The organism is Kitasatospora sp. Ki12, assembly GCF_054601375.1.
Map to the genome: position 1 here is coordinate 1 of NZ_BAAIHT010000001.1, position 24,018 is coordinate 24,018.

General features: G+C 70.0%; 12 protein-coding genes and 8 pseudogenes. 16 read left to right on the forward strand and 4 right to left on the reverse strand.

Annotated features, from left to right (window positions below):
* Positions 1-259: 259 nt before the first annotated feature.
* The 9 genes and pseudogenes from ACYP53_RS00005 to ACYP53_RS00045 form a co-directional block, all read left to right on the forward strand.
* Positions 260-1,140 (forward strand): annotated as a pseudogene (locus tag ACYP53_RS00005) (beta-ketoacyl reductase); the annotation flags it as partial.
* Between the two features lie 194 nt (positions 1,141-1,334).
* Positions 1,335-1,709, forward strand: a pseudogene (locus tag ACYP53_RS00010) (acyl carrier protein); the annotation flags it as partial.
* A gap of 162 nt (positions 1,710-1,871) precedes the next feature.
* Positions 1,872-2,018 carry a hypothetical protein gene (locus ACYP53_RS00015; protein ID WP_459647997.1) on the forward strand — a complete coding sequence of 49 codons (147 nt, stop codon included), beginning with the start codon at positions 1,872-1,874 and terminating at the stop codon, positions 2,016-2,018.
* Between the two features lie 103 nt (positions 2,019-2,121).
* Positions 2,122-3,587, forward strand: a pseudogene (locus tag ACYP53_RS00020) (type I polyketide synthase); the annotation flags it as partial.
* Positions 3,588-4,742: 1,155 nt separating this feature from the next.
* Positions 4,743-5,069: a polyketide synthase dehydratase domain-containing protein gene (locus ACYP53_RS00025; protein WP_459646291.1), complete on the forward strand. Its 327-nt coding sequence runs from the start codon at positions 4,743-4,745 to the stop codon at positions 5,067-5,069.
* Positions 5,070-5,096: 27 nt separating this feature from the next.
* Entirely contained in the window at positions 5,097-5,531 is a 435-nt protein-coding gene (locus tag ACYP53_RS00030) for a polyketide synthase dehydratase domain-containing protein (protein ID WP_459647927.1), read from the forward strand.
* 684 nt (positions 5,532-6,215) lie between these two features.
* Positions 6,216-6,281: pseudogene (locus tag ACYP53_RS00035) on the forward strand (hypothetical protein); the annotation flags it as partial.
* Between the two features lie 122 nt (positions 6,282-6,403).
* Positions 6,404-6,520: pseudogene (locus tag ACYP53_RS00040) on the forward strand (KR domain-containing protein); the annotation flags it as partial.
* A gap of 115 nt (positions 6,521-6,635) precedes the next feature.
* Positions 6,636-6,704, forward strand: a pseudogene (locus tag ACYP53_RS00045) (hypothetical protein); the annotation flags it as partial.
* A 48-nt stretch (positions 6,705-6,752) separates the two neighbouring features.
* Here ACYP53_RS00045 and ACYP53_RS00050 read toward each other — a convergent pair.
* Complete coding sequence (locus ACYP53_RS00050) at positions 6,753-7,100, reverse strand: hypothetical protein (protein WP_459646292.1); 348 nt, start codon at positions 7,098-7,100, stop codon at positions 6,753-6,755.
* Here ACYP53_RS00050 and ACYP53_RS00055 point away from each other — a divergent pair.
* From ACYP53_RS00055 to ACYP53_RS00075, 5 genes and pseudogenes are all read left to right on the forward strand, one after another.
* Positions 6,997-10,245: pseudogene (locus ACYP53_RS00055) on the forward strand (type I polyketide synthase); the annotation flags it as partial. The gene ACYP53_RS00050 and the pseudogene ACYP53_RS00055 sit on opposite strands and share 104 nt — an antisense overlap.
* Before the next feature lie 564 nt (positions 10,246-10,809).
* A complete protein-coding gene (locus tag ACYP53_RS00060) occupies positions 10,810-11,004 on the forward strand; it encodes a hypothetical protein (protein WP_189925537.1) in 195 nt (64 codons plus the stop codon).
* Positions 11,005-11,911: 907 nt separating this feature from the next.
* Positions 11,912-13,101, forward strand: a protein-coding gene (locus ACYP53_RS00065; RefSeq protein ID WP_459646293.1) for an IS3 family transposase whose coding sequence is annotated in 2 segments (ribosomal slippage) — positions 11,912-12,176 and positions 12,176-13,101 — 1,191 coding nt in all. Because the reading frame shifts where the segments join, the coding sequence is not laid out codon by codon here.
* Positions 13,102-13,167: 66 nt separating this feature from the next.
* Positions 13,168-13,293: pseudogene (locus ACYP53_RS00070) on the forward strand (Arm DNA-binding domain-containing protein); the annotation flags it as partial.
* A complete protein-coding gene (locus ACYP53_RS00075; RefSeq protein WP_459647928.1) occupies positions 13,294-14,358 on the forward strand; it encodes a site-specific integrase in 1,065 nt (354 codons plus the stop codon).
* 249 nt (positions 14,359-14,607) lie between these two features.
* On the opposite strand, the gene ACYP53_RS00080 is transcribed toward ACYP53_RS00075, so the two are convergent.
* Positions 14,608-14,847 carry a hypothetical protein gene (locus ACYP53_RS00080; protein ID WP_459646294.1) on the reverse strand — a complete coding sequence of 80 codons (240 nt, stop codon included), beginning with the start codon at positions 14,845-14,847 and terminating at the stop codon, positions 14,608-14,610.
* Positions 14,848-15,571: 724 nt separating this feature from the next.
* On the opposite strand from ACYP53_RS00080, the gene ACYP53_RS00085 reads away from it, so the two are divergent.
* Entirely contained in the window at positions 15,572-20,965 is a 5,394-nt protein-coding gene (locus ACYP53_RS00085) for a DUF6531 domain-containing protein (RefSeq protein WP_459646295.1), read from the forward strand.
* A 134-nt stretch (positions 20,966-21,099) separates the two neighbouring features.
* Here ACYP53_RS00085 and ACYP53_RS00090 read toward each other — a convergent pair whose 3' ends face one another.
* Complete coding sequence (locus ACYP53_RS00090) at positions 21,100-21,498, reverse strand: ribosomal protein L7/L12 (RefSeq protein WP_459646296.1); 399 nt, start codon at positions 21,496-21,498, stop codon at positions 21,100-21,102.
* Between the two features lie 847 nt (positions 21,499-22,345).
* Entirely contained in the window at positions 22,346-23,206 is an 861-nt protein-coding gene (locus ACYP53_RS00095; protein ID WP_459646297.1) for a Fic family protein, read from the reverse strand.
* Between the two features lie 16 nt (positions 23,207-23,222).
* On the opposite strand from ACYP53_RS00095, the gene ACYP53_RS00100 reads away from it, so the two are divergent.
* Entirely contained in the window at positions 23,223-23,669 is a 447-nt protein-coding gene (locus ACYP53_RS00100; RefSeq protein WP_459646298.1) for an aldo-keto reductase family protein, read from the forward strand.
* Positions 23,670-24,018: the final 349 nt, after the last annotated feature.

Here is a 24,018-nt window from a genome sequence, read left to right on the forward strand (position 1 = left end):
GACCGCGCTGCCGTTCTCCTGGTCCGGCCTGCACCTGCACGCCACCGGCGCGCGTGCTCTGCGCGTGCGGATCACCCCGCGCCGCACCGGCGAGGTCGCACTCACCGCGGCCGACACCACCGGCCGACCTGTGCTGACCCTGGACTCGCTCACCCTGCGCGAGTTCGACCCGGGCCAGATCGCCGCCGCCGGCACCGCCCGCCACCTCTACCGGGTCGTCTGGAAGCCGCTGACGGCCGCCGTGACCACGGCGGTGCCCGTGGCCTGGGCGGACCTCGCCCCGGATGCCCCGGCTCCCGACCTGCTCCAGCTGAGCCTCACCCCGGAGACCACCGACCTGCACCATCTCCTCAGCCGGCTACAGGAGTTCCTCACCGAGCCGCGGTACGCCGCCGGCCACCTCCTGGTGACCACCCGCCAGGCCGTCGCGGCCCGCCCCGAGGACCTGGTGGACCCGACCGCCGCCGCTGCCTGGGGACTGATCCGCAGCGCCCAGAACGAGCAGCCCGACCGCATCACCCTGCTGGACGTGGAGAGCGCGACCGACCCCAGTGACGTCCCGGTCGGTCAGCCCGAACTCGTGCTCCGTGAAGGCACGTTCCACACTCCGCAGTTGGTCCGGGCGGCAGTGGACACCACCCACCAACCCACCCCCTTCGACCCCGACGCCACCGTCCTCATCACCGGCGGCACCGGCACCCTCGGCGCACTGATCGCCCGCCACCTCATCACCCACCACGGCGTCCGCCACCTCCTCCTCACCAGCCGCCGCGGACCCGACGCACCCGGCGCCACCCAACTCACCACCGAACTCACCCAACTCGGCGCCACCGTCCGCATCGTGGCCTGCGACACCACCGACCGCCACACCCTCACCACCCTCCTGCGCGAAGCCACCCCCACCATCCGCGCCATCATCCACACCGCCGGCATCACCGACGACGCCACCATCACCACCCTCACCCCCCAACGCCTCGACAACCGTCCTCGCCCCCAAAGCCACGCCGCCACCACCTCCACGACCTCACCCTCCAACTCGGCCTCGACCTCACCCACTTCATCCTCTTCTCCTCCATCACCGCCACCTCGGCACCCCCGGCCAAGCCACTACGCCGCCGCCAACGCCTACTCGACGCCCTCGCCCACCACCGCCACACCACCGGACTCCCCGCCCAATCCCTCGCCTGGGGACTCTGGGAACAAACCAGCACCATGACCGCCACCCTCCACACCACCGACCACCAACGCCTCACCCGCACCGGCATCACCCCCTCACCAACCACGACGGCCTCACCGCCTTCGACACCGCCCTCACCACCCCACTCACCAACCCCATCCCCGCCCACCTCAACACCCGCACCCTCCGCACCACCAACCCCACACCCTCCCCACCGTCCTCCGCCACCTCACCACCCCCACCACCCCCACCACCACCCGAACCACCGCCACCACCACACCACCACCCCCCTCACCAACCTCACCACCCTCACCCCCACCGAACAGCACACCACCTCCTCACCCTCGTCCGCACCACCGCCGCCACCGTCCTCGGACACGGCGAGACGAGCGCCATCGGACTCAACCAGGCATTCACCGAGGTCGGGTTCGACTCCCTCACCTCCGTCGAACTCCGCAACCACCTCGGCACCGCCACCGGCCTACGCCTCCCGGTCGGCCTGGTCTTCGAGCACCCCACGCCCAGTACGCTCGCGGGCTACCTCCAGGCCGAACTGGCCGCCGCCGCGCCGGCCGCCCCGCAGGAGGCCGCGGCACCCGCGCTGTCCGCGGAACTCGACGCGCTGGAGCGCGGCCTGCACTCCGCCACCCTGGACCAAGCCGCGGTCGCCGAACTGTCCGCCAGGCTCCAGGACTTGCTGGTCGAGCTGCACACCCTGCAGCAGGACGGGGACGCCCCCGCCACCGACGACCGCACCGGTTCCTCCGGGGCCGACCGCATCCACGCCGCGTCGGACGAAGACCTCTTCGACTTCATCGACAGCGGCCTGAAGAACCTCTGACCGCTGCCTCACGGCTGCCGCCTTCCGAGCGCCGCCTTCCGACTGCTGACTGCTGACCGCTGACTGAACTGCCGACTCGTGCCGAAAAATCGGGGTTGATCGTATGACGACGAATGAGAGCAAGCTGCGCGATTACCTCCGGCGTGTGACCGCCGACCTCCACCAGGCCCAACTGCGCCTGAAGGAGGTCGAGTCGGAGAAGCAGGAGCCGATCGCGATCGTCGGCATGGCCTGCCGCTACCCCGGCGGGGTGCGCTCGCCCGAAGACCTCTGGCACACCGTCGCGAACGGCATCGACGCCGTCGGCGCCTTCCCCGACAACCGGGGCTGGGACCTCGAGTCGATCTACGACCCCGACCCCGCGAAGGGCGGCACCGTCTACACCCGCGAGGGCGGATTCCTCTACGACGCGGTCGAGTTCGACCCGACGCCGTTCGGCATCTCACCGCGCGGCGCCCAGTCGATGGACCCTCAGCAGCGGCTGCTGCTGGAGACCGCCTGGGAGGCGCTGGAGCGTACGGGCATCGCCCCGACCGCGTTGCGCGGCAGCAACACCGGCGTCTTCACCGGCGTCATGTACGTCGACTACTGGCCGCGCCTGAACGAGGGTGACGCCGAAACCGAGGGCTACCTCGCCACGTCGATGACCAGCAGCGTCGCCTCCGGCCGCATCGCGTACACCCTGGGCCTGGAGGGCCCGGCGGTCACCCTCGACACCGCCTGCTCCTCCTCCCTGGTCGCCCTGCACCTCGCCTGCCAGGCCCTGCGAAACGGCGACTCGGACCTCGCGATGGCCGGCGGCGCCACCGTCATGACCACCCCCGTTCCGTTCCTCACCTTCGCCCGCCAGCGCGGCCTGTCGGCCGACGGCCGCTGCAAGTCCTTCGCCGACGCCGCCAACGGCACCGGCTGGGGCGAGGGTTCGGCCATACTGGTCCTGGAACGGCTCTCCGACGCGCGCCGCAACGGCCGCCGGATCCTGGCCGTCGTCCGCGGCACGGCCGTCAACCAGGACGGCGCCTCCAACGGCCTCACCGCCCCGAGCGGCCCCGCCCAGGCCCGGGTGATCCGCCAGGCGCTGGCCAACGCCGGCCTCACGCCCGCCGAGGTCGACGTGGTCGAGGCGCACGGCACCGGCACCGCGCTCGGCGACCCGATCGAGGCCGAGGCACTGCAGGCGACCTACGGCCAGGACCGCGAACAGCCGATCTGGCTCGGCTCGTTGAAGTCGAACCTGGGCCACACCCAGGCCGCCGCCGGCGCCGGCGGCATCATCAGATGATCCAGGCGATGCACCACGGCTGATGCCGAAGACCTGCACGTCGACCAGCCGTCCACCCATGTCGACTGGTCAGCCGGCAAGGTCCAACTCCTCACGCGGCGCGGCAGTGGCCGGAGACCGGGCGTCCTCGCCGGGCCGGCGTCTCTCCTTCGGCATCTCCGGCAAACGCCCACGTCATCATCGAGCAGGCCCCCGAGGCGACAGCCGTCGAACCGGCGGCCGACCGGGACGGCTCCTCGCTCCCGCTGGCCTGGCCGCTCTCCGCGGCGAGCACCGACGCCCTGCGCGGCCCAGGCGGCCCGGCTGCTCGCCCACGTCGAGGCGACCGACGCCGACCGCGCGACATCGCCCATCCCTCACCACCACCCGGCCCAGCTGGACCAGCGGCCGTCGTCATCGGTACCGGGCGTGACGAACTCCTCGACGGGCTCCGCGCGTTGGCCGAGGGCCAGAGCCACCCGGGTGATCCCCGGACGGTCCGCCGACGGGCAGCTGGCCTTCCTGTTCACCGGCCAGGGCGCCCAGCGCCTCGGCATGGGACAGGAGCTGTACGAGGCGTTCCCGTCTTCGCCTCGGCGCTGGACGACGTCCTCGCACGCTTCGACGCCCCCGTGCGGGAGGTGATGTGGGGCGAGGACCCCGACGCCCTCAACCAGAACCGGCACCGCCCAGCTCGCCTCTTCGCCTTCGAAACCGCCTCTACCGACTCCTCGAATCACTCGGCGTACGCCCGACTACCTCGCCGGACACTCCCTCGGCGAGATCACCGCGCCCACGCCTCCGGCATCCTCACCCTCGACGACGCCTGCACCCTCGTCTCCGCCCGCGCCCGCCTCATGCAATCCCTCCCCACCGGCGGAGCCATGGCCGCCTGCGCGCCACCGAAGACGAAGTCATCCGCTGCTCGGCGAGGACGTGACGATCGCGGCCGTCAACTCGGCTGACAGCGTCGTCATTTCGGGCGACGAGGCAGCCGTCGAGGCCGTGCTCGCCACTTCGCCGACCGCAAGCACACCCGCCTGAAGGTCTCCACGCCTTCCACTCCCCCTCATGGACCCGATCCTCGAAGACTTCCGGGCCATCGCCACGAGCATCACCCACCACACCCGACCATCCCGGTCATCTCCAACCTCACCGGACACCCTCACCGACGCCAACGCCGACTACTGGGTCAACCACCTGCGCGGCACCGTCCGCTACCACGACCCGTCACCACTCACCCAAAGGCGTCACCACCCACCTCGATAGGCCCCGACCCGCCCTCACCCCCCTCACCCCCAAACACCACCCCCACCACAAGGCGCAACCACCCGACCCCGCCAACTCACCACCGCCCTCGCCACCCTCCACCCACCCCCCTCAACCCCACCGCCCCACCATCCCCACTCCCCACCTACGCCTTCCAGCGCAAGCGCTACTGGATCGACGCGGCCGGCACCGCCGTGAAGGACTTCGGTGCCACCGGGCTCCAGGCCGTCGGCCACCCGCTGCTGACCGCCACGCTCGCTCTGGCGGACGGTGACGGGCTCCTGCTCACCGGTCGGCTCTCGGTGGCCGACCAGCGGTGGGTGACCGATCACCAGGTGGGGCGTGCGATCGTCCTGCCGGGTACCGCCTTCGTGGAGCTGGCCACCCAGGCCGGTGACCGGACCGGCTGCCCGGTGGTCCAGGAGCTGACGCTCCACGCCCCGCTGACCGTCCCCGAACAGGGCACGGTCCAGCTCCAGGCTTCGGTCAGCGCGCCCGACGCGACCGGTTGCCGCGCCTGACCATCCACTGCCTCCCGACGAGCAGGACTGGACCCGCCACGCCGAAGGCACCTCGCCCGGCCGGGAGCCCCGTGCCGAGCCGGTCACCACTGGCCGCCCGCGGCGCCGGCCCTGGATGTCACGGGGGTCTACGACCGCATGGCCGCCGGTGGCCTCGACTACGGTCCGGTGTTCCAGGGCCTGCGGGCTGCCTGGCGTCTCGGCGAGGAGGTCTACGCCGAGATCGCCCTCCCCGAGGACGAGGACCCGACGCCGTACAACCTGCACCCGGCCTTGCTCGACGCCGCCCTGCACGCCATCACGCTGACCTCCGCCGCCTCCGACCGGGGCTCCCTGCCGTTCTCCTGGTCCGGCCTGCACTGCCACGCCACCGCGCGCGTGCCCTGCGTATCCGGATCACCCCCCGCCGCACCGGCGAGGTCGCGCTCACCCGCGGCCGACACCACCGCCGACCGGTACTGACCCTGGACTCGCTCACCCTGCGCGAGTTCGACCCGGCCCAGATCGCCGCCGGCACCGCCCGCAACACGCTGCACCAGCTGGAGTGGCGCGCCCTCGGTGCCGTCGGCGCCACCGACGCGGCCGACGCCTCGACCGGCCCTCGCGCGGTCGTCCTGGGTGAGGCCGACTGGACCGCCGAGCTCGGGCTCCGCCACGTCTCCGACCTGGCCGACTGAAGCAGCCGACCCCGCGGTGGTCTACCTGCCCTACACCGGTGCCCGGCACCCCCGCCCGAGCAGGCGCGACCGTCACCCATCGCTTCCTGGCGGCCGTCCAGCAGTGGCTGCCGACGACGAACTGACCGACACCGGCTCGTGGTGCTCACCCGTCACGCCGTGATGGTTCCGACGAGGACACGAGGTCGACCTCGCCGCAGCGGCCCTGTGGGGCCTGTTCCGCAGCGCCAGAACGAGCAGCCCGACCGCATCACCCTGCTGACCTGGACAGCGCGGCTTCCCTGCCCGTCGCCGTCCCGCACCTCGCGGGTTCACCTCAGCTCGCCGTCCGCAACGGTGTCGCCCTCGTCCCGCAGTTGGTCCGGGCGTCGGTGGACCCACCCACCAACCCACCCCCTTCGACCCCGACGCCACCGTCCTCATCACCGGCGGCACCGGCACCCTCGGCGCACTGATCGCCCGCCACCTCATCACCCACCACGGCGTCCGCCACCTCCTCCTCACCAGCCGCCGCGGACCCGACGCACCCGGCGCCACCCAACTCACCACCGAACTCACCCAACTCGGCGCCACCGTCCGCATCGTGGCCTGCGAACCACCGACCGCCACACCCTCACCACCCTCCTGCGCGAAGCCACCCCCACCATCCGCGCCATCATCCACACCGCCGGCATCACCGACGACGCCACCATCACCACCCTCACCCCCCAACGCCTCGACACCGTCCTCGCCCCCAAAGCCCACGCCGCCCACCACCTCCACGACCTCACCCTCCAACTCGGCCTCGACCTCACCCACTTCATCCTCTTCTCCTCCATCACCGCCACCCTCGCACCCCCGGCCAAGCCAACTACGCGCCGCCAACGCCTACCTCGACGCCCTCGCCCACCACCGCCACACCACCGGACTCCCCGCCCAATCCCTCGCCTGGGACTCTGGGAACAAACCAGCACCATGACCGCCACCCTCCACACCACCGACCACCAACGCCTCACCCGCACCGGCATCACCCCCTCACCAACCACGACGGCCTCACCGCCTTCGACACCGCCCTCACCACCCCACTCACCAACCCCATCCCCGCCCACCTCAACACCCGCACCCTCCGCACCACCAACCCCACCACCCTCCCCACCGTCCTCGCCACCTCACCACCCCCACCACCCCCACCACCACGAACCACCGCCACAACCACAACCACCCCCCTCACCAACCTCACCACCCACCCCACCGAACAGCACAACCACCTCCTCACCCTCGTCCGCACCACCGCCGCCACCGTCCTCGGACACACGTCCGCCGACGCGATCGGCGCCCAGCAGTCCTTCACCGAAGTCGGGTTCGACTCCCTCACCTCCGTCGAACTCCGCAACCACCTCGGCACCGCCACCGGCCTACGCCTCCCGGCCACCCTGACCTTCGACTACCCGAACCCGACCGCGCTCGCCGGCTACCTCCAGGAGGCGGCGCTCGGCGGCGCCCGTCCCGGGGCCGACGCCCCGGCGGCCACCGCCACCGCGGTCCCCGCCGAGGAGGCGATCGCCATCGTCGGCATGGCCTGCCGCTACCCCGGCGGCGTCCGCACCCCGGACGACCTCTGGCAGCTGGTCAGCGACGGCGTCGACGCCATCGGCCCCTTCCCGGCCGACCGCGGCTGGGACGTCGAGAACCTGTACCACCCCGACCCGGACCGCACCGGCACCACGTACGCACGCGAAGGCGGATTCCTCTACGAGGCGGGCCAGTTCGACCCGGCCTTCTTCGGCATCAGCCCGCGCGAGGCCGGCGCGATGGACCCGCAGCAGCGCCTGCTGCTGGAGACCTCCTGGGAAGCCCTGGAGCACGCCGGCATCGACCCGACCGCCCTGCGCGGCAGCAACACCGGCGTCTTCACCGGCATCATGTACGGCGACTACGGTGCCCGGCTCGGCGGCGGTGACGCGGAGCTGGAGGGGTACATGGCCACGTCGATGTCCGGGAGCGTCGCCTCCGGCCGGGTCTCCTACACGCTCGGCTTCGAGGGCCCGGCGATGACCATCGACACCGCCTGCTCCTCCTCCCTGGTCGCCCTGCACCTCGCCTGCCAGGCCCTGCGCAACGGCGAGTCCGACCTCGCGCTGGCCGGCGGCGTCACCGTCATGGCCAACCCGGGCGCCTTCGTCACCTTCTCCCGCCAGCGCGGACTCTCCGCCGACGGCCGCTGCCGGGCCTTCTCCGCCCAGGCCGACGGCACCAGCTGGGGCGAGGGCGTCGGCATGCTGCTCGTCGAGCGCCTCTCCGACGCCCAGCGCAACGGGCACCCCGTCCTCGCCATCGTGCGCGGCACAGCGATCAACCAGGACGGCGCCAGCAACGGCCTCACCGCCCCCAACGGCCCCGCCCAGCAGCGCGTCATCCGCCAGGCCCTCGCCAACGCCGGCCTCGGCACCGGCGACGTCCAGGCCATCGAGGCGCACGGGACGGGCACCACGCTCGGCGACCCCATCGAGGCCCAGGCCCTGCTGGCGACCTACGGCCAGGACCGCGAACTCCCGCTCTTCCTGGGCTCCGTCAAGTCGAACATCGGCCACACCCAGGCGGCAGCCGGCGCGGCGGGCATCATCAAGATGGTCCAGGCCCTGCGCCACGCGGAACTCCCCCCGACCCTGCACGCCGAGGAGCCCACCGGGCACATCGACTGGGAGGCCTCCCCGCTGCGGCTGCTCGGCGAGCGGACCCCCTGGCCGGAGACCGGCACCCCGCGCCGGGCCGCCGTCTCCTCCTTCGGCCTGTCCGGCACCAACTCGCACGTCATCCTGGAGCAGCCGCCGGCGGCCCCGACGACGGACGCGACCACGACCACCCGGCCGACCGGTCCGCTGCCGTACCCGCTGTCGTACCCGCTGTCCGCGAAGACCGAGCCCGCCCTGCGCGAACAGGCCGCCCGCCTCCGCGCCCACCTGCTCACCCACCCCGACACCGACCTGGCCGACACGGCGTACACCCTCGCCGGCCGCACCGGCTTCGAGCGCCGAGCCGTCCTGCTCGCCGGCGACCGCGACCAACTCCTCGACCAGCTCGCCCGCCTGGCCCGGGGCGAGGACGTGCCGCCGGCCCCCGACCTCTCCCGCCCGGAGAAGCTGGCCTTCCTCTTCACCGGCCAGGGCGCCCAACACCTCGGCATGGGACGCGAGTTGTACGGGGCATTCCCCGTCTTCGCCTCCGCCCTGGACGACGTCCTCGCACGCTTCGACGCCCCCGTGCGGGAGGTCATGTGGGGCGAGGACCCGGACGCCCTCAACCAGACCGGCACCGCCCAACTCGCCCTCTTCGCCTTCGAAACCGCCCTCTACCGACTCCTCGAATCACTCGGCGTCCGCCCGGACTACCTCGCCGGACACTCCCTCGGCGAGATCACCGCCGCCCACGCCTCCGGCATCCTCACCCTCGACGACGCCTGCACCCTCGTCTCCGCCCGCGCCCGCCTCATGCAATCCCTCCCCACCGGCGGAGCCATGGCCGCCCTGCGCGCCACCGAGGACGAAGTCATCCCGCACCTGACCGACGACGTGACGATCGCGGCCGTCAACTCGGCTGACAGTGTGGTCGTCTCAGGAACCGAAGCCGCCGTGGACGCAGTGCTCGCGCAGTTCGCCGACCGCAAGCACACCCGCCTGAACGTCTCCCACGCCTTCCACTCCCCCCTCATGGACCCGATCCTCGAAGACTTCCGGGCCATCGCCAAAAGCATCACCCACCACACGCCGACCATCCCGGTCATCTCCAACCTCACCGGCCAGCCCCTCACCGACGCCAACGCCGACTACTGGGTCAACCACCTCCGCGGCACCGTCCGCTACCACGACGCCGTCACCCACCTCGCCACCCAAGGCGTCACCACCCACCTCGAAATCGGCCCCGACGCCGCCCTCACCCCCCTCACCGACAACACCACCCCCACCACAAGGCGCAACCACCCCGAACCCCGCCAACTCACCACCGCCCTCGCCACCCTCCACACCCAGGGCATCCCCGTCACCTGGCGCGCCCTGCTCCCCGCAGACGTGCACCACACGACCCTTCCCACCTACGCCTTCCAGCACCAGCGCCTCTGGCTCGACCCCACCCCGGACGCCGCCGACCCCACCGCCCTCGGCCTCGCCCGCGACACCCACCCGATCCTCGCGACGTCCACCGCGCTCCCCAGCGGCGAGCACCTCTTCACCGGCACGGTCTCCCTCGACACCCACCCCTGGCTCGCCGACCACCAGGTCATGGACTCCGTCCTCCTGCCCGGCACCGCCGTCCTGGAACTCGCCCTCCACGCCGCCGCCACCACCGGCTGCACCGAGATCAGCGAACTCCTCCTGCTCGCCCCGATCTTCCTCACCCCCGACCAGCCCCTCACCCTCCACGTCCTCGTCGGCCTCCCCAGCCCCACCGGCCATCGCGACATCAACATCCACACCCGCCCCACCCCCCACTCCCCCTGGACCCACCACGCCACCGGCACCCTCGCCACCCCCTGACCCACCCCACCCTGGGCCGGTCCCCCGCCAGGGGCCCGGCCCAGGCCCCCAGTAGCTCCAGCACCCGCCGCCGGTGGTCAACCCGGTCGAACTCGGGCTCCGCCGCCGCCTTGTACTCGACCGCCTCGGTGCGCTGCCGCTCGGCCGGCGAGCGCGGAACCGTCCTCCCGGCGGTGCGTGGTGCGCCGACCAGGTCGAGATCGAGCTCGGTGATGATGTCCCGCAGCGCGTCGATGATCTGCAGCAACGTGCCCATCAGCGCCTGGGTGTCGCTCAGCTCCCGGCGGAGGCGGTCCCCGGTGCGATGCGCCCGTTCGAGGTCGAGCTGCGCCTGCAGCGTGGCGATGGCCGCCGCTGCGCTGGGCGGCTCCGGCTGGGAACGTGGTTGCAGCAGCGCCGCCGGGCGGGTCTTCAGCCGGCGGGCGATTGCCCCGAGCGGTCCCGGCCTGCCTCAGGTCGTCCCAGCGCGGGTTGGGGACAACGCCCACGCCGAGCACGCTGGCTGCGCGGTCGACGGCGGCCGTGAGGTGTTCCAGGCGGTGGAGGCGTACTGCGATGTCGACAGAGATCAGCGAGTCGGTCCAGGCGATCGGCGAGGAATGCGCCGGCCATCTGGGCGGCGTTCCGGAGTTGCTGGTGGCCGCAGTGCCGGAGTTCCTCGGCGGACTCGCGGTGGCGCTGGTCACCGCGCTGGCGGCCTGGGGCCTGCGCCGACGACGCGCCCGCCGGTCGCCCAACGACGCGCACTGACTCGGCACGATCCGAGAGGCCCTCGCGCCCACGCGATCCCAGGGCCGCGGTAAGCCGCAGCGGGGCCGCCGGCTCTCCGGTCCCCAGCTGGTCCCTGGCAAGATCACGGACCGGCCGCTCCAGCGCCGTGGACCACCTGTCGACCCATCAACAAAAAGGCCGCTGACCTGGGATTTCTCCCGGCCAACGGCCTTCCGACACAATGTCGGGACGACAGGATTTGAACCTGCGACCCCTTGACCCCCAGTTAAGGGGTTCAACTATTGTCGGCTGCCGGGACCTCAAGGTCTCAGCTTCTTTGTTGCTCAACCCTCCCGAGGTGCACGTGAGTTAGAAACTCTCGGCGGAAGTGATGTCGCGAACTGCTGACGGTGGCCCAGTGTTTACTTTGCGCACAAGCGTCCGTTTTCGACCATCAGCGTTCATGGGCGCTCATCGGGCGTGGTCCCAAAGTGGTCCCAGGGCCAGCGGCCCCGTCGCAGCTACTGGCGGTGACCGAGATCTGTCGGTCCTTCAGCAAGCACGCCCGTGCGATCCCGACAGCCGCTGCGTCGACGACGCCGGCCGGCCTGCGGCACCGGTTCCTGCGAGCGGATCACGGTCGCATACCCACCGACTACGGCTCGTGATCTTCCGCGCGGTGTGTCGTCTTGAGCGTGTCTTCGCCGTCTGGATCTGAGTGCTTCGCGCACCGCCCCGCACGCTCTGCCGCCACACCCGACACGGCAGTCACTCTTGCCCCAGAGTCACCACCCAGTCCAAGAGAAGGGGAAGCTCATGGGACAGCGTGCGCAGCGTGGTCGGGTGTACCGGCGGTATGGTTGTTCGGACGGGCAGTGAGCTGTTCTTGCTTTCGTGGAGTCCCTGAAGCCTGGGTTACGATCCAGGCGTAAGGAGAACCACAGCAGTGCCAGCACCACGTAAGTACCCCGATGAACTCCGTGAGCGCGCCGTCCGCGAGGTCCGCTCGACCGGCCGCCCAGTGGCCCATGTCGCCCGTGACCTGGGTATCCACAAGGAGGCCCTGCGGTCCTGGGTCCGCCAGGCCGAGGCCGACGCCGGCGAGCGCGACGACCGCCTGACCACCGCCGAGCTGGATGAGCTGAAGCAACTCCGAAAAGAGAACGCCGAGTTGAGGCGGGCCAACGAGATCCCCAAGGCCGCCAGCGTGTTTTTTGCCCAGGAGATCGACCGTCCCCGGACGAGGCCGAGCAGGTGATCGACCACCTGCGTGACGGCTTCGGGGTCGATCCCGTGTGCCGGGTGCTGGGCCTGTCCCCGTCGACGTACTTCGCGCGCAAGCAGCGGCCGAAGTCCGCCCGCCGTCTGCGCGACGAGGAGCTGATTCCGCTGGTCACAGCGGCGTGGGAGGACTCTGGCCGCACCTACGGGGCGCGGCGCATCACCCGCGCCCTCGTCCGCGCCGGCCACGCGGTGGCCCGCTGCACCGTCGAGCGGCTGATGCGTGAGGCCGGCATCGAGGGCGTGATCCGCGGCCGGCGCCGCCGCACGACCGTCCCGGAGCCGGCCGCCCCGCGTCCCCCGGACCTGGTCAACCGCCGGTTCACCGCCGAGCGCCCGAACCAGTTGTGGCTGGCCGACCCGACCTACGTCCGCACCTGGTCGGGCTGGGTCTACGTGGCATTCGTCCTGGACGCCTACTCGCGCCGGATCGTGGGCTGGCAGGCCGCCACTCACATGCGGACCGACCTGCCGCTGGACGCGTTGGAGATGGCGCTGTGGCGGCAGAAGATCAAGAAGGACGCCGGCCTCATTCATCACAGCGACCGCGGGTCGCAATACGTATCCATTCGCTACACGGAGCGACTGGCCGAGGTCGGCGCCTCGGCATCCGTGGGCTCCGTCGCAGACAGCTACGACAATGCGATGGCCGAGGCCCTGAACGGCACGTTCAAGGCCGAACTGATCGAGCATCAGGGTCCGTGGCGAGACTTCGACGAAGTCGAGCGCGCCGTCTTCCAGTGGGTCGCGTGGTACAACAGCGAGCGGCTCCACCCCGCCCTCGACTACATGCCGCCCGACGAATACGAGCAGGCGTACTGGGCGCGACCGGAGGAAGTCCCGCAGACCGCTTGATCACACGATCGCGGACTCCACGAAAATCGGGGCAGCTCACAGGGGCGGCAGTTGGGTCCGTGGTGTGTGCGGTTGTTGGAGGAGGCGGGTCACGGGTCGTGGACGTACTGTGTCGACCTGGCCCCTGATGACGGGAAGCGAAAGACCCGCCGGCGCGGCGGTTTCGCGAGTCGTGCGGAGGCGGTCCGGGAGATGCGGGCGGTGCTGGACGGTGAGCTGCGCGGGGTGTACGAGGACCGCCGGGTCACGGTGGCGGGCTTTCTGCGGCAGTGGCTGGAGGTGAAGAAAGAGGAGCTCGCGCCGAACACGTACGCCGGCTACGAGGCGTGCGTGGAGCGGGACCTGATCCCTGCCTTCGGCCACTACCGGCTGCCCGACTTGCGGCCGAAGCACATTGAGCGGTGGATCGCCGCCCAGCGCAAGGCCAAGCGGGGCAAGGTCACCGTCTACCGGATCGTCTCCATCCTGCGCAACGCCCTGAACGCCGCGGTGCGCGCCTGGGGGCTGCGCTACAACCCGGCCAAGCACTCCGTCCCGGCCCGGCCCCGCGCCGCCGAACGCACCTGCTGGACCCCCGACGAGGCCGCTGCCTTCCTGCAGCCCGGCGCCGAGCAGTACGCGGACCAGCTGACCGACCTGTTCGAGGTCATGCTCGGCACCGGCATGCGCCGCGGCGAGGTCCTCGCCCTCCACTGGTCCGACGTCCACCTCATGGACCGCAAGCTCTACGTCCGCTGGACCCTCGCCGCCATCGACAACGGAAAGACTCACCTCCGGGAGCCCAAGACCGAGGCCAGCCGCGCCTGGATCAGCCTCTCCCCCAGAGTCATGGCAGCCCTCCACCGCCACACCCTCCAGATGAACGCCCACCCAGAAGGCCGGCTCGAAGGCCTCGTCTTCGCCCGTCCGGGCGGGACACCGCGCCCGCAGTGGGTCCTCGACCAGCTCCGCAAACGCACCGCCGAGCTCGGCCTCCCCAAAATCGGCCTGTACGACCTGCGCCACACCGCAGCCAGCATCATGATCGCCGAAGGCATCCCCCTGGCCATCGTCTCCAAGACCCTGCGCCACGCCACCCTCGCCACCACCATCAACCTCTACGGCCACCTCTTCAAGGACTCCGCCGACGAGGCTGTTCGTGCACTGGCAAGGGCCCTCGACCACGCTGAATCGGGCGACACCAGTCGGGGCAGGTTGGGACTGTCAGGCTGTGACCCGCTGGCAGCATGGCCGCGGCTGGCGCCCACTGGCTCTTGAGCAGGTTCGGCAGGGGGCACACCGTCACGCGATCACAGAAATGTGACCGTCTGCGGGCCAGAGGGCTCGGGCTGCCCTCCGGCCCGCAGGTGGTGGTGGCAGTCGGTCAGCGGCGGATGCCGCGGCGGGGATCGCGGGCTTCGACGTTGTCGAACGGCTCGAACCACGCCGCTGGCCGCAGGTCACCGATGCCGAACTGACGCTTGACGTCACCGTCGGGGTTCTTGATGCCGTCGAACTGAGGCTGCTTCAGTCGGCGACCTCTTCGCCGTTCTCGGGGCGCAGCTGGTAGCCAGCGCTCCGGTCGGTGAAGATGTCGACGCCGTCGATCTCGTCGGGGTGGCCGGTGAGCCACGTGATCGCGCCGACGATGTCGTGCGGGTCGTCCTCGTCCAACTCCTCCGCGGGCAGCGGCGTCGCCCGGACGGGACCCGGTCGCACCCGGTGGTGGACTTCCAGGTCGCCTCCGTCCATTCGATGGCGCTGCATAGTGGTCAGGAAGTCAGCGACGGTGTTGATCCTCGTTTGGGCCCAGCGCAGCCGGTTCGCGAAGGCGTGGGCACGGTGGCCGCGGCGGCAGGCTCAGGGCAAGAGTGGCCAACGGACTCACCGACTCGCTCGACGGGGCTCATGGGCCCGCCCGGTCCGGTCAGATCGGCAGTGGCGCCAACTGCGAAGATCCGCTGTCGCCTCAACGCCTGGTTCTGGACGACAGTCATATCGGATCTGTCCCTATAACGACCCCTGACACTAGGTCATCCATCCGCCAGATCCGGCCGAAGCTCGCCCATCAGCCCCGTCCTGAAGCGAATGGCAGCACGATCGTCCCGGCACTGGTTCGTAGTCACACTCTGCACACGGAAGGACGGATTCACGGATGATGCGGAACCTCCGCACGTCAATACTGGGATTCCTGTTATTGGCCCTGTTGTCGCTGACTTTGACGCCGCCCGCATGGGCTGAGCCAGCGAAGATACAAGGCAGCAGTACCACAGCCGATGGCGGTGCAGCTCCCAAGGCCGCCGCTTCCCCGGTCCCGTGGTCGATCGACCAGAAGCGCCGCCAGGCCCGCGACCTCAAGGCGGACGCGCCAGCCGGGCCGCCACCGGCACCGGTGACGCAGCGGATCGCAGGTCCGGGCACAGAGGGCTTCAGCAGCCTCACAAAGGAGGAGTTGCGGGCCCTGTCGTCCGTGAAGGCTCAGCCAGCGCCCGTGAGCATTGCGCGTGACGTCGAGGGTGTTGCGGCGGACTGGCCTGCCGGTCACCCGTACATCGCCGATGTCCGGACGTTCGTCGACAACATCCAGAGCGGGAACACCGGGCTGTCGTGGTGCGCGACCTGGGATTTCAACCCGGACATCCCGGCTGCACTGCGGGCGAGCAGCCGTGGGAACGTTTCGGTCACATTCTACCGCGCGTCCGACAACGCGCCGATATGGGGCGACCAGTGGATGGTGTACGAGTCCACCGGCTGGTGCTCTTTCAGCGCGCAGATCCAGCGTGGTGTGAACTACTACGTGAAGGTCCGGTACGGGTATGCGGACGGGAGCTCGGACGAGCTGACGTCGATCGCGGCCCCGCCGGTGCCGATCGTCGGCGTGCCGGACAACGTGTCTCTGGCGTGCCCGAACTCGCCGTCCAGCACGGGAATCGTGCTGAGCCTGGTGCAGTACTGCGGTGACCCGGTCAACACCTCGACGGGTGCCTTCGGCGAAGCGGTCACCGACGCCGAACTGCCCGGCCCTGGGCAGCCGTTCCAGCTGACCCGGAGCTACTCCTCCTCGTCGACGGTCTCCGGCGTGCTCGGCAAAGGCTGGGTGTTCCCGTACTCGGCCTCACTGAACGTGGGCCAGGCGGTCGTCACCTTCCGGGCCGAGGACGGCTCGCAGGTCGACTACGCGGTCCAAGGCGACGGCTCGCTCAAGGCCACGCGGCCTTATGTCCGCTCGAGCCTGCAGCGGCTGGGCGCCGGATACCTGCTGACCACGCCCGACCGGCACCAGCTGATGTTCGACGCGGCCGGCCGGCTCACCACCATGGTCGACGCCGCCGGAACCGGCCTCACGATGTCGTACACGGGCAGCCAGCTCACAAGCATCACCGACGGCGCCGGGCGCTCCGTCAGCTTCGGCTACGCCAGCGGTCTGCTGACCAGCATGACCCTGCCCGGACAGCGCACGGTCGCCTACCAGTACACGGGCAACCTGCTCACGGATGTTCGTGATCTGCGCGGCCAGAGCACGGCCTACGGCTACGACGCGAACGGGCGGCTCACCACCGTCACCGATCCGCTCGGCCGTGTCGTGACCGCCAACACCTACGATGACTCCGGCCGGGTGGCGAGCCAGATCGACGCGCTCGGCGGCACAACCACCTTCAGCTACGACACCGCCAACTCCACGACGTACGTGACCCACCCGGACGGCGGGATCTGGACCCACGTCTACTCCGGCGGCGTCATCAGCTGGCAGTCCGACCCCTACGGCAAGACCACCCGTTACACCTACGACAGCGCGTTCAACCGTACGGCGTTCACCGATCCGAACGGCAACACCTCAACGTTCACGTTCGACGCCAACGGAAACGTGCTGACCAGCACGGCACCGGCACCGGTGTCCGCCACCCAAATCTGGACCTACGACGGCAACAACAACGTCACCTCACGCAAGGACGCCCTCGGCCGCACCAGCAGCTACGCCTACAACTCGCTCAACCAGTTGACCGACAGCACCGACTCGGCCGGCGGGAAGACCAGCTACACGTACACCCCGCTCGGCGCCCTGGCCACCGTGACCACGCCCCTCGGGGCCACCACCACGTACGGGTACGACGACGCGGGCAACCGCACCTCGGTCACCACCCCGCTCGGTGAGAAGACGACGTTCGCCTATGACGCGTCCTCCCGGCTCACCAGCAAGACCGACCCCCGCGGGAACACGGCAGGGGCCAACGCCGCTACCTACACGACGACGTACACCTACGACGCGGCCGGCCTGCTCACCTCCGCCACCGACCCCCTCGGCAACACCACCACCTACGGCTACGACAACGCGGGCAACCTGACCGACATCAAGGACCCGCTCGGCAACACCCTGGCCTACGGCTACGACGCGGCGGGCCACCGCACCACGGCCAAGGACCTGCTCGGCAACACCACGACCAGCGTCTACGACCCGGCCGGGAACCTGATCGCCGTCACGGACCCGCTCGGCAACAAGACCACCTACGGCTACGACAAGAACAACCGGCCCACCAGCACGGTCAGCCCGCGGGGCAACGCCCCCGGTGCCAGCGCCGCCGCCTACACGACCACCTACGGCTACGACGCCAACGGCAACCGCACCACCGCGACCGACCCGACCGGGGCCACCGCCGCGACCGCCTACGACGTGATCAACCGGCCGGTCACCGTCACGGACCCGCTCGGCAACAGCACCACGACCGCCTACGACGGCGCCAGCCAGGTCACGACCACAACGGACCCGACCGGTGCGAAGACCACCCTCGGCTACGACGCAGCCGGCCGGCCAACGGCGCTGACGGACGCGCTGGGCAAGACCACCGCCACCGGCTACGACGCCGACGGCAACACGGTCAGCCGCACCAGCCCCGAGGGCAACAAGACCACCTGGACCTACGACAAGGACCAGCGTCCCACCGCCGTCACCGACCCGCGCGGCAACGCCTCCGGTGCCAACGCCGCCACCTACACCACCGCATACGGCTACGACGCCGCAGGAAACCTGACCACCGTCAAGGACCCGCTCGGCAACACGGCCGGCACTGTTTACGACGCCTTGAACCGGCCGACCCGGGTGACCGACCCACTGGGCCGGACCACCACCACCGCCTACGACGCGAACGGACGCGTCACCACTGTGACCGACCCGGCGGGCGCGACGACCACCAGCACCTGGAATACGGCCGGCGACCGGACCAGCAGGACCGACGCCAACGGCCATGTCACCAGCTACAGCTATGACGCGCTCCACCGCGTAACCAGCGTCACCGACCCGCTCGGCGGCAGCGTCAGCTATGGCTACGACCCCGACGGCCACGCCACCACCGCCACCAACGCCCGCGGCCTCACGGCCACTGTCGGCTACGACCCGCGCGGCCTGCCCACAGGCACCACCTACTCCGACACCACACCCGCAGTCTCCCGGACCTACGACAAGGCCGGGCGCCCTGCCACCATCACCGACGTGACCGGGACCCGGGCCGTGGGCTACGACCCGGCCGGGCGGCTGACCTCCGTGTCCAAGCCGACCGGCGGCCCAGGCTTCATCTACGCCTACGACTCCGTGGGCAACCTGACCAGCCGCCAGTACCCTGACGGCCGCAAGCTCACCTACGCCTACGACGGCGACCGCCGCCGCACCCAGCAGACGGTCGACGGCGCCAGCACGCTCTACGCCTACAGCCCCGCCGGGCAGCTGACCAGCACCACCCTGCCCGCCAGCAACGGCTACACCGAAACCCGCGCCTACGACCCCACGGGACGCCTCAGCGCCATCGCCAGCACCAAGGCCGGCACCACCCTCGCCTCCTGGCAGCTCACCCGCGACGCGGCAGGCCAGCCCACGAGCGTCAACGTCAACCGGCTCGGCCTGGGCAGCGGCATTCAGACCTACACCTACGACCAGGCCGGCCGTCTGCTGTCCGGCTGCCCGGTCTCGCCGTCGACCGTCGGCTGTGCGAACGGCGCGCTCACCTACACCTACGACAAGGTGGGCAACCGCCTCACCCAGACCGACGCCTACGGCACCACCACCTCCACCTACGACGCGGCCGACCAGCTGACCAAGACCAGCATCGGCTCGGCCACCACCACCTACGCGTACGACGCCGACGGCAACCTCACCACCGTCAAGAACCCCTACCGCGACCAGACGATCGCCTCAGGTACGAGCCTCGCCTCCGGCGCGATCCTGACGTCCAACAACGCCCGGCTGGTCATGCAGGCCGACGGCAACCTCGTCCTGTACCAGATCGACACCGGCCTGGCCGTCTGGTCCACCGGAACCACCGGCCACCCCGGCGCCCGCGCCACCATGCAGACCGACGGCAACCTCGTCGTCACCGACACCGGCGGCACGGTGCTGTGGAGCACGAACACCGCCGGAAACACCGGGGCCGTGGCCAAGGTCCAGGACGACGGCAACTTCGTCCTCTACGACACTGCCAACAAGGCGCTGTGGTCCTCCAAGACCTACCGCGACCCCCTCGCGATCCACGCCACCACCTACACCTACGACGCCGCCGGCCGTCCCAGCAGCATCGTCGGCAAGCAAACCTTCACCTTCACCTACGACGCCGACGGCAATCGGGTCACCACCAAGACCAACGGCAACCTGTCCCGCACCCTCACCTGGGACACCAACAACCCGCTGCCCCAGATCGCCACCGAGACCAACAGCTCCGGCGCGCTGATCGGCGACTACACCTACAACCCGCTCGGCCTGCCCCAGAGCCAGCACGACTCCTCCGGGGCCTCCTACCACCACCACGACTGGGTCGGCTCGGTGACCGACCTCACCAACTCCACCGGCGCCCAGCAGAGCCGCACCGCCTACGACCCCTACGGCCGCTCTGGCACAGCCACCACCGCCCCCGGCGCACCGGCCACCCCGTTCGGCTTCGCCGGCCAGTACAACGACCCCGTGGTACCGGGCAAGCAGTACCTCCGGGCCCGCGAGTACGACACCGCCAACGGCCGCTTCAACAGCCGTGACCCGCTCGACACCCGGGCGAACTCGCCGTACACATCCGCGTACGCCTACGCGGCCGGCGCACCCACCATCTACACCGACCCTACCGGCCTGTCGCCCGAGGACGACGACCCCGACGACCCCGAGAAGATGGGCGTCCTTGACGCCATCGGAAGCGGCCTCGTCAAGGGGTTCAAAGCCCCGTTCATCTTCGGGAACGACGTCTACAACGCCCTTGCCGGGAACAACGGCGGTGTCGGCGCCTTCGTTGACAAGTACGTCCCCATCCGCCCTGCCTACGCGATGTACGTCGCGGAGAGCAAGCTTCGAGAGTTCGGCTGCAACAGGGTTGCCGACTTCGTAAAAAAGAACGCCGACGAGCTGGCAAAGCAGGTCGCTGTCGCCGGCCTGGGCGGCATCAGCAAGTGGCTGAGCAAGGCACCCGCCAGGGCAGCGTCGATCGGTGTGGCCCGCGAAATGGGCCCCGTGTTCCGGCTGCTGTACGGAGCGTCCGAAAAGGAAGGGCTACCGGGCAGCGCGGGTGTCCAGATTTCGCGTCGACCGACAGTTACAGAGCTGGAGAACCTGACGGTCAAGCACGGGGTCGAGTTCGCGGTGATGTACAAGCTGGGCCCTGGCCCTAAGGGTTCCGGCGGCACCTACTATCTCTACTCCGGAATCGGGAACAGGGTCGAGCTGCCGGTCAGCGCCGACACGGTCCTCATCTACCATACGCACCCCAAGGGGGCTAAGTCGCCGAGCGATGCGGACAGGAAGCTGATACAGAAGTTCATGGACGCCGGCTCCCCCATGAGGACCTCGAAGATCATTCCCGTGGGACACGATGGGAGGGTCACCTCGTTTGATACGGAAGGTATCAGGTGGTACGGGTAATTCAGTCAGGTTCATCGCCATCCTGATTCCCTAGACAACGCGGATGGGCCGTTTGGGTACCTCATGGCTCCCAAACGGCCCGTCGGGCATCCAGCACGTGCCCTGACCGGCGTCAAGTAAGTCCGGTTCGGAATTTACTTGCCGACATCCGCAGGATACGGGTGAGCTGAATTCGCTCGGCAGTTCTCCGCCGAGCCGGCCGACTCGCACGGCCCGGGATCGACTCTTTCCCCCTGACCAAATTCCCGCTCACACCAAGAGCACCTTAGGGCCGCCCGGGCACCCGCCTGCTCCAGAATCCTGGCCACCCGAATCGCATCCTCATACCTGCTGCGCTCCAGAACAACATTCGGCAAATCATCCAGCATGAGTTTACTATCCCAAAAACTCAACCCAACAGCTGAACGTAGCGCCTTAACGACGCCCAGCCGCTCAGCACCGGGGTCTAATAGCACGGCTTCAAACTCTGGATCTTCCACGGGAACTCCTTCTCGAATCGTCTTCCGCGATCCCTGCGGCGACAGGACTGCCATGCTCGACGAAAGGTCACATGTGGTACCAACGCTCAGCGTTGGCCGCCTTCACGAGGTGAAGGCCGAGGGCTGGGGTTACCTGGCCGAAGACTATCTCCGACCCCATCGAGAACGGCCTCGCCTCCTGGCCGGCTACCCCTCCAGGGCGGCGCGGGATGCCGCGGAGTCAGAACAAATGACAACGCAGACCTTTCTATCAGTGCGCGAGTCACCTCAGCCTTGCTTTGGGCCGTGACCTCCAGGCGCTGGAGGCGGGCGAGGAAGATCGATCTTGATCCAGCATTCAGGAGTTTCACCAGTGCAGGGTCCAACCGGAGCGGACCCTGCGGCCTCGACAGTCGCGCCGGACGGCTCGCGATCCGTGATCGGTGGACCGACAGCCCATCCGTCACCGGGTTCCGACGGGACTCCGGATCACTCCCCCGCGGCGAGCCAGCGCAACCATCCGTCCTTGGGAGACGTCCGGCCGGTGAGGGCCACGCCCGTCGCGGACGCCGGGGTGGCGCCGGTTTCCCGGCACTTGGGGTGCGGCTCGTTGCAACTTCCCCACCCACAGGCCTGCCCGAGTCCGAACGCAAGCCAAAGGCTCCCCCGAGCAATGACAAAACCAGGAGCGACGGCCCCCTGCTCTACTCCATCACGGAGGCCGCGAAGCGCCTTGGCGTGGGCGTGGCCTGGCTGCGTTCGGAGTCAGTTGCCGGCCGGGTGCCGCACCGGGAGATCGGCAGCCACCGCATGTTCAGCGAGGACGATCTGGCGCAGATCGTGAAGGACGCCTACCGACCCAGCAACGGAAGGACCCGCGGCCGGCGCTGGTGAGCACGCCCCGCATTCCGCACGTGCCGATTCACGCGTAGGGGTCCCGCAGCGGCCGGGGCTCAGTCGCCCCGCGGGCAATCTCCTCGGGGAGGTCCGGACCAGCAACGTAATAGCGGCCCTGGGCCTCGCCCTTCGCGGCGAGCCAGCCGGCGCGGACGAGTTCGCGGATGTCACGCTGGGCCTGCTGCTCGCTGAGTTCGGCGTCGGCCTGGTAGGTGGCCCGGCGCAGGCGGTTGCCCATGGCCGTGGGGTAGAGGGCGTAGAGCATGCGGTCGGGCCAGCCGCGCTGCTCGACGGCTTCGTCGAGGGCGGTCCAGACCTCGCGGGTGGTGTTCACCTGACGCTCGACGCTCTGGGCCTGCTGGTGGTGGGCGCGCAGGCAGAACCGGACCCAGCGCAGGGTGTCCCGCTCCGGGGTCCAGACGGGGCCGCCGACCTCGGCGAGGACGTCGTAGTAGCGGTAGGTGTTGCGGGCCCGGCCCAGCCACTCCTCGATGCTGGAGAACTCGGGTGCCATGATCCCTTCCCGGGCGAGGACCAGGGTGTGCAGGGCACGGGACATTCGGCCGTTCCCGTCCGGCCACGGGTGGATCGCGACCAGGTTCAGGTGCGCCATCGAGGCCCGCACGAGCCCCGGCGCGTCCAGGTCGCCTTCGTTCAGCCACCCCACCAGCTCGCCGGTCAGCGCCGGCACCTGCTCGGCGTCGGGAGCGGTGTACGCGGCGATGCTTGGGTCCTCCGACGAGGTCACGTACACAGGCCCGGAACGCCACCAGCCGGGCCGCTTCACCAGATGGTGGCCCTGCATCATGAAGTGCAGCGCGTTGAGCAGCCCCTTGCTGTACGCGAAATCGTCGCTGGCCTCGGCCAGGCGCTGGATGTAGGTCATCGCCAGCGCCTACGGAGTGGCGACCTGGGACGGCTTCAGTAGCGGCCTGTTCGACGTACCCACGCTGCTCGAACTCGCGACCAAGGCGGGCGGGCCGAATCACCACCTGGGTGCCGTCCAGCTCCCGGTCTCCCTCGTCCGCCTCTCGCCCGTCGCCCAGGCCCTCGACGGACACGGCCCGTTGGCCGATGCCCTGGCGGCGGGACTGGAGGTGTTCGCCTCCGCTCCGCTCGACGGCGGCGAGGTCCCCGGTCTGGTGACCCCCGAACTGTCCGAGCTGATCACCCCTGGCAGGGCCCCTGCCGATGCCGCCCTCGCCGTCGTGGCGTCAATCCCAGGGGTGAAGCGCGTGCTCTTGTCGACCGGAGACCCGGAACACTGGACACGGGCCGCCGAAGTCGTCGGCCGACCGCCGTTGTCTCCGGAAGTACTTCGAAGGGTCGTTGATGTACTCGGAACCTGAGCCGGACACCGCCAGGCGGATGCGCGGGATGCACGCAGCGGCAACGACGGCTCTCGGCGCGGCGCCGATCGGCTCCCGCGAAGCATGGGGTTGGCGTGGGCGTACGCTCAGCCGCCCGGTCGCCACGGCGTCCGGCGAGGGATGGCTCCGCCTGGTGTCCGCCCCGGCCGACAAGGCCGGCGGAAAGCTCTGGGAGGGGCCGCAGGAGGCCGAACGACTCATGCCTCCTGCGGTACCCCGGCCGCGCCTGCGGGAGCGACGAACGTGGACCGAGGGCGAGCACGGCTACCTGGCGGAGTTGTAGGACAGGATCACCGCCTCCACCATCACCACCCACGAGCCGGTCCTC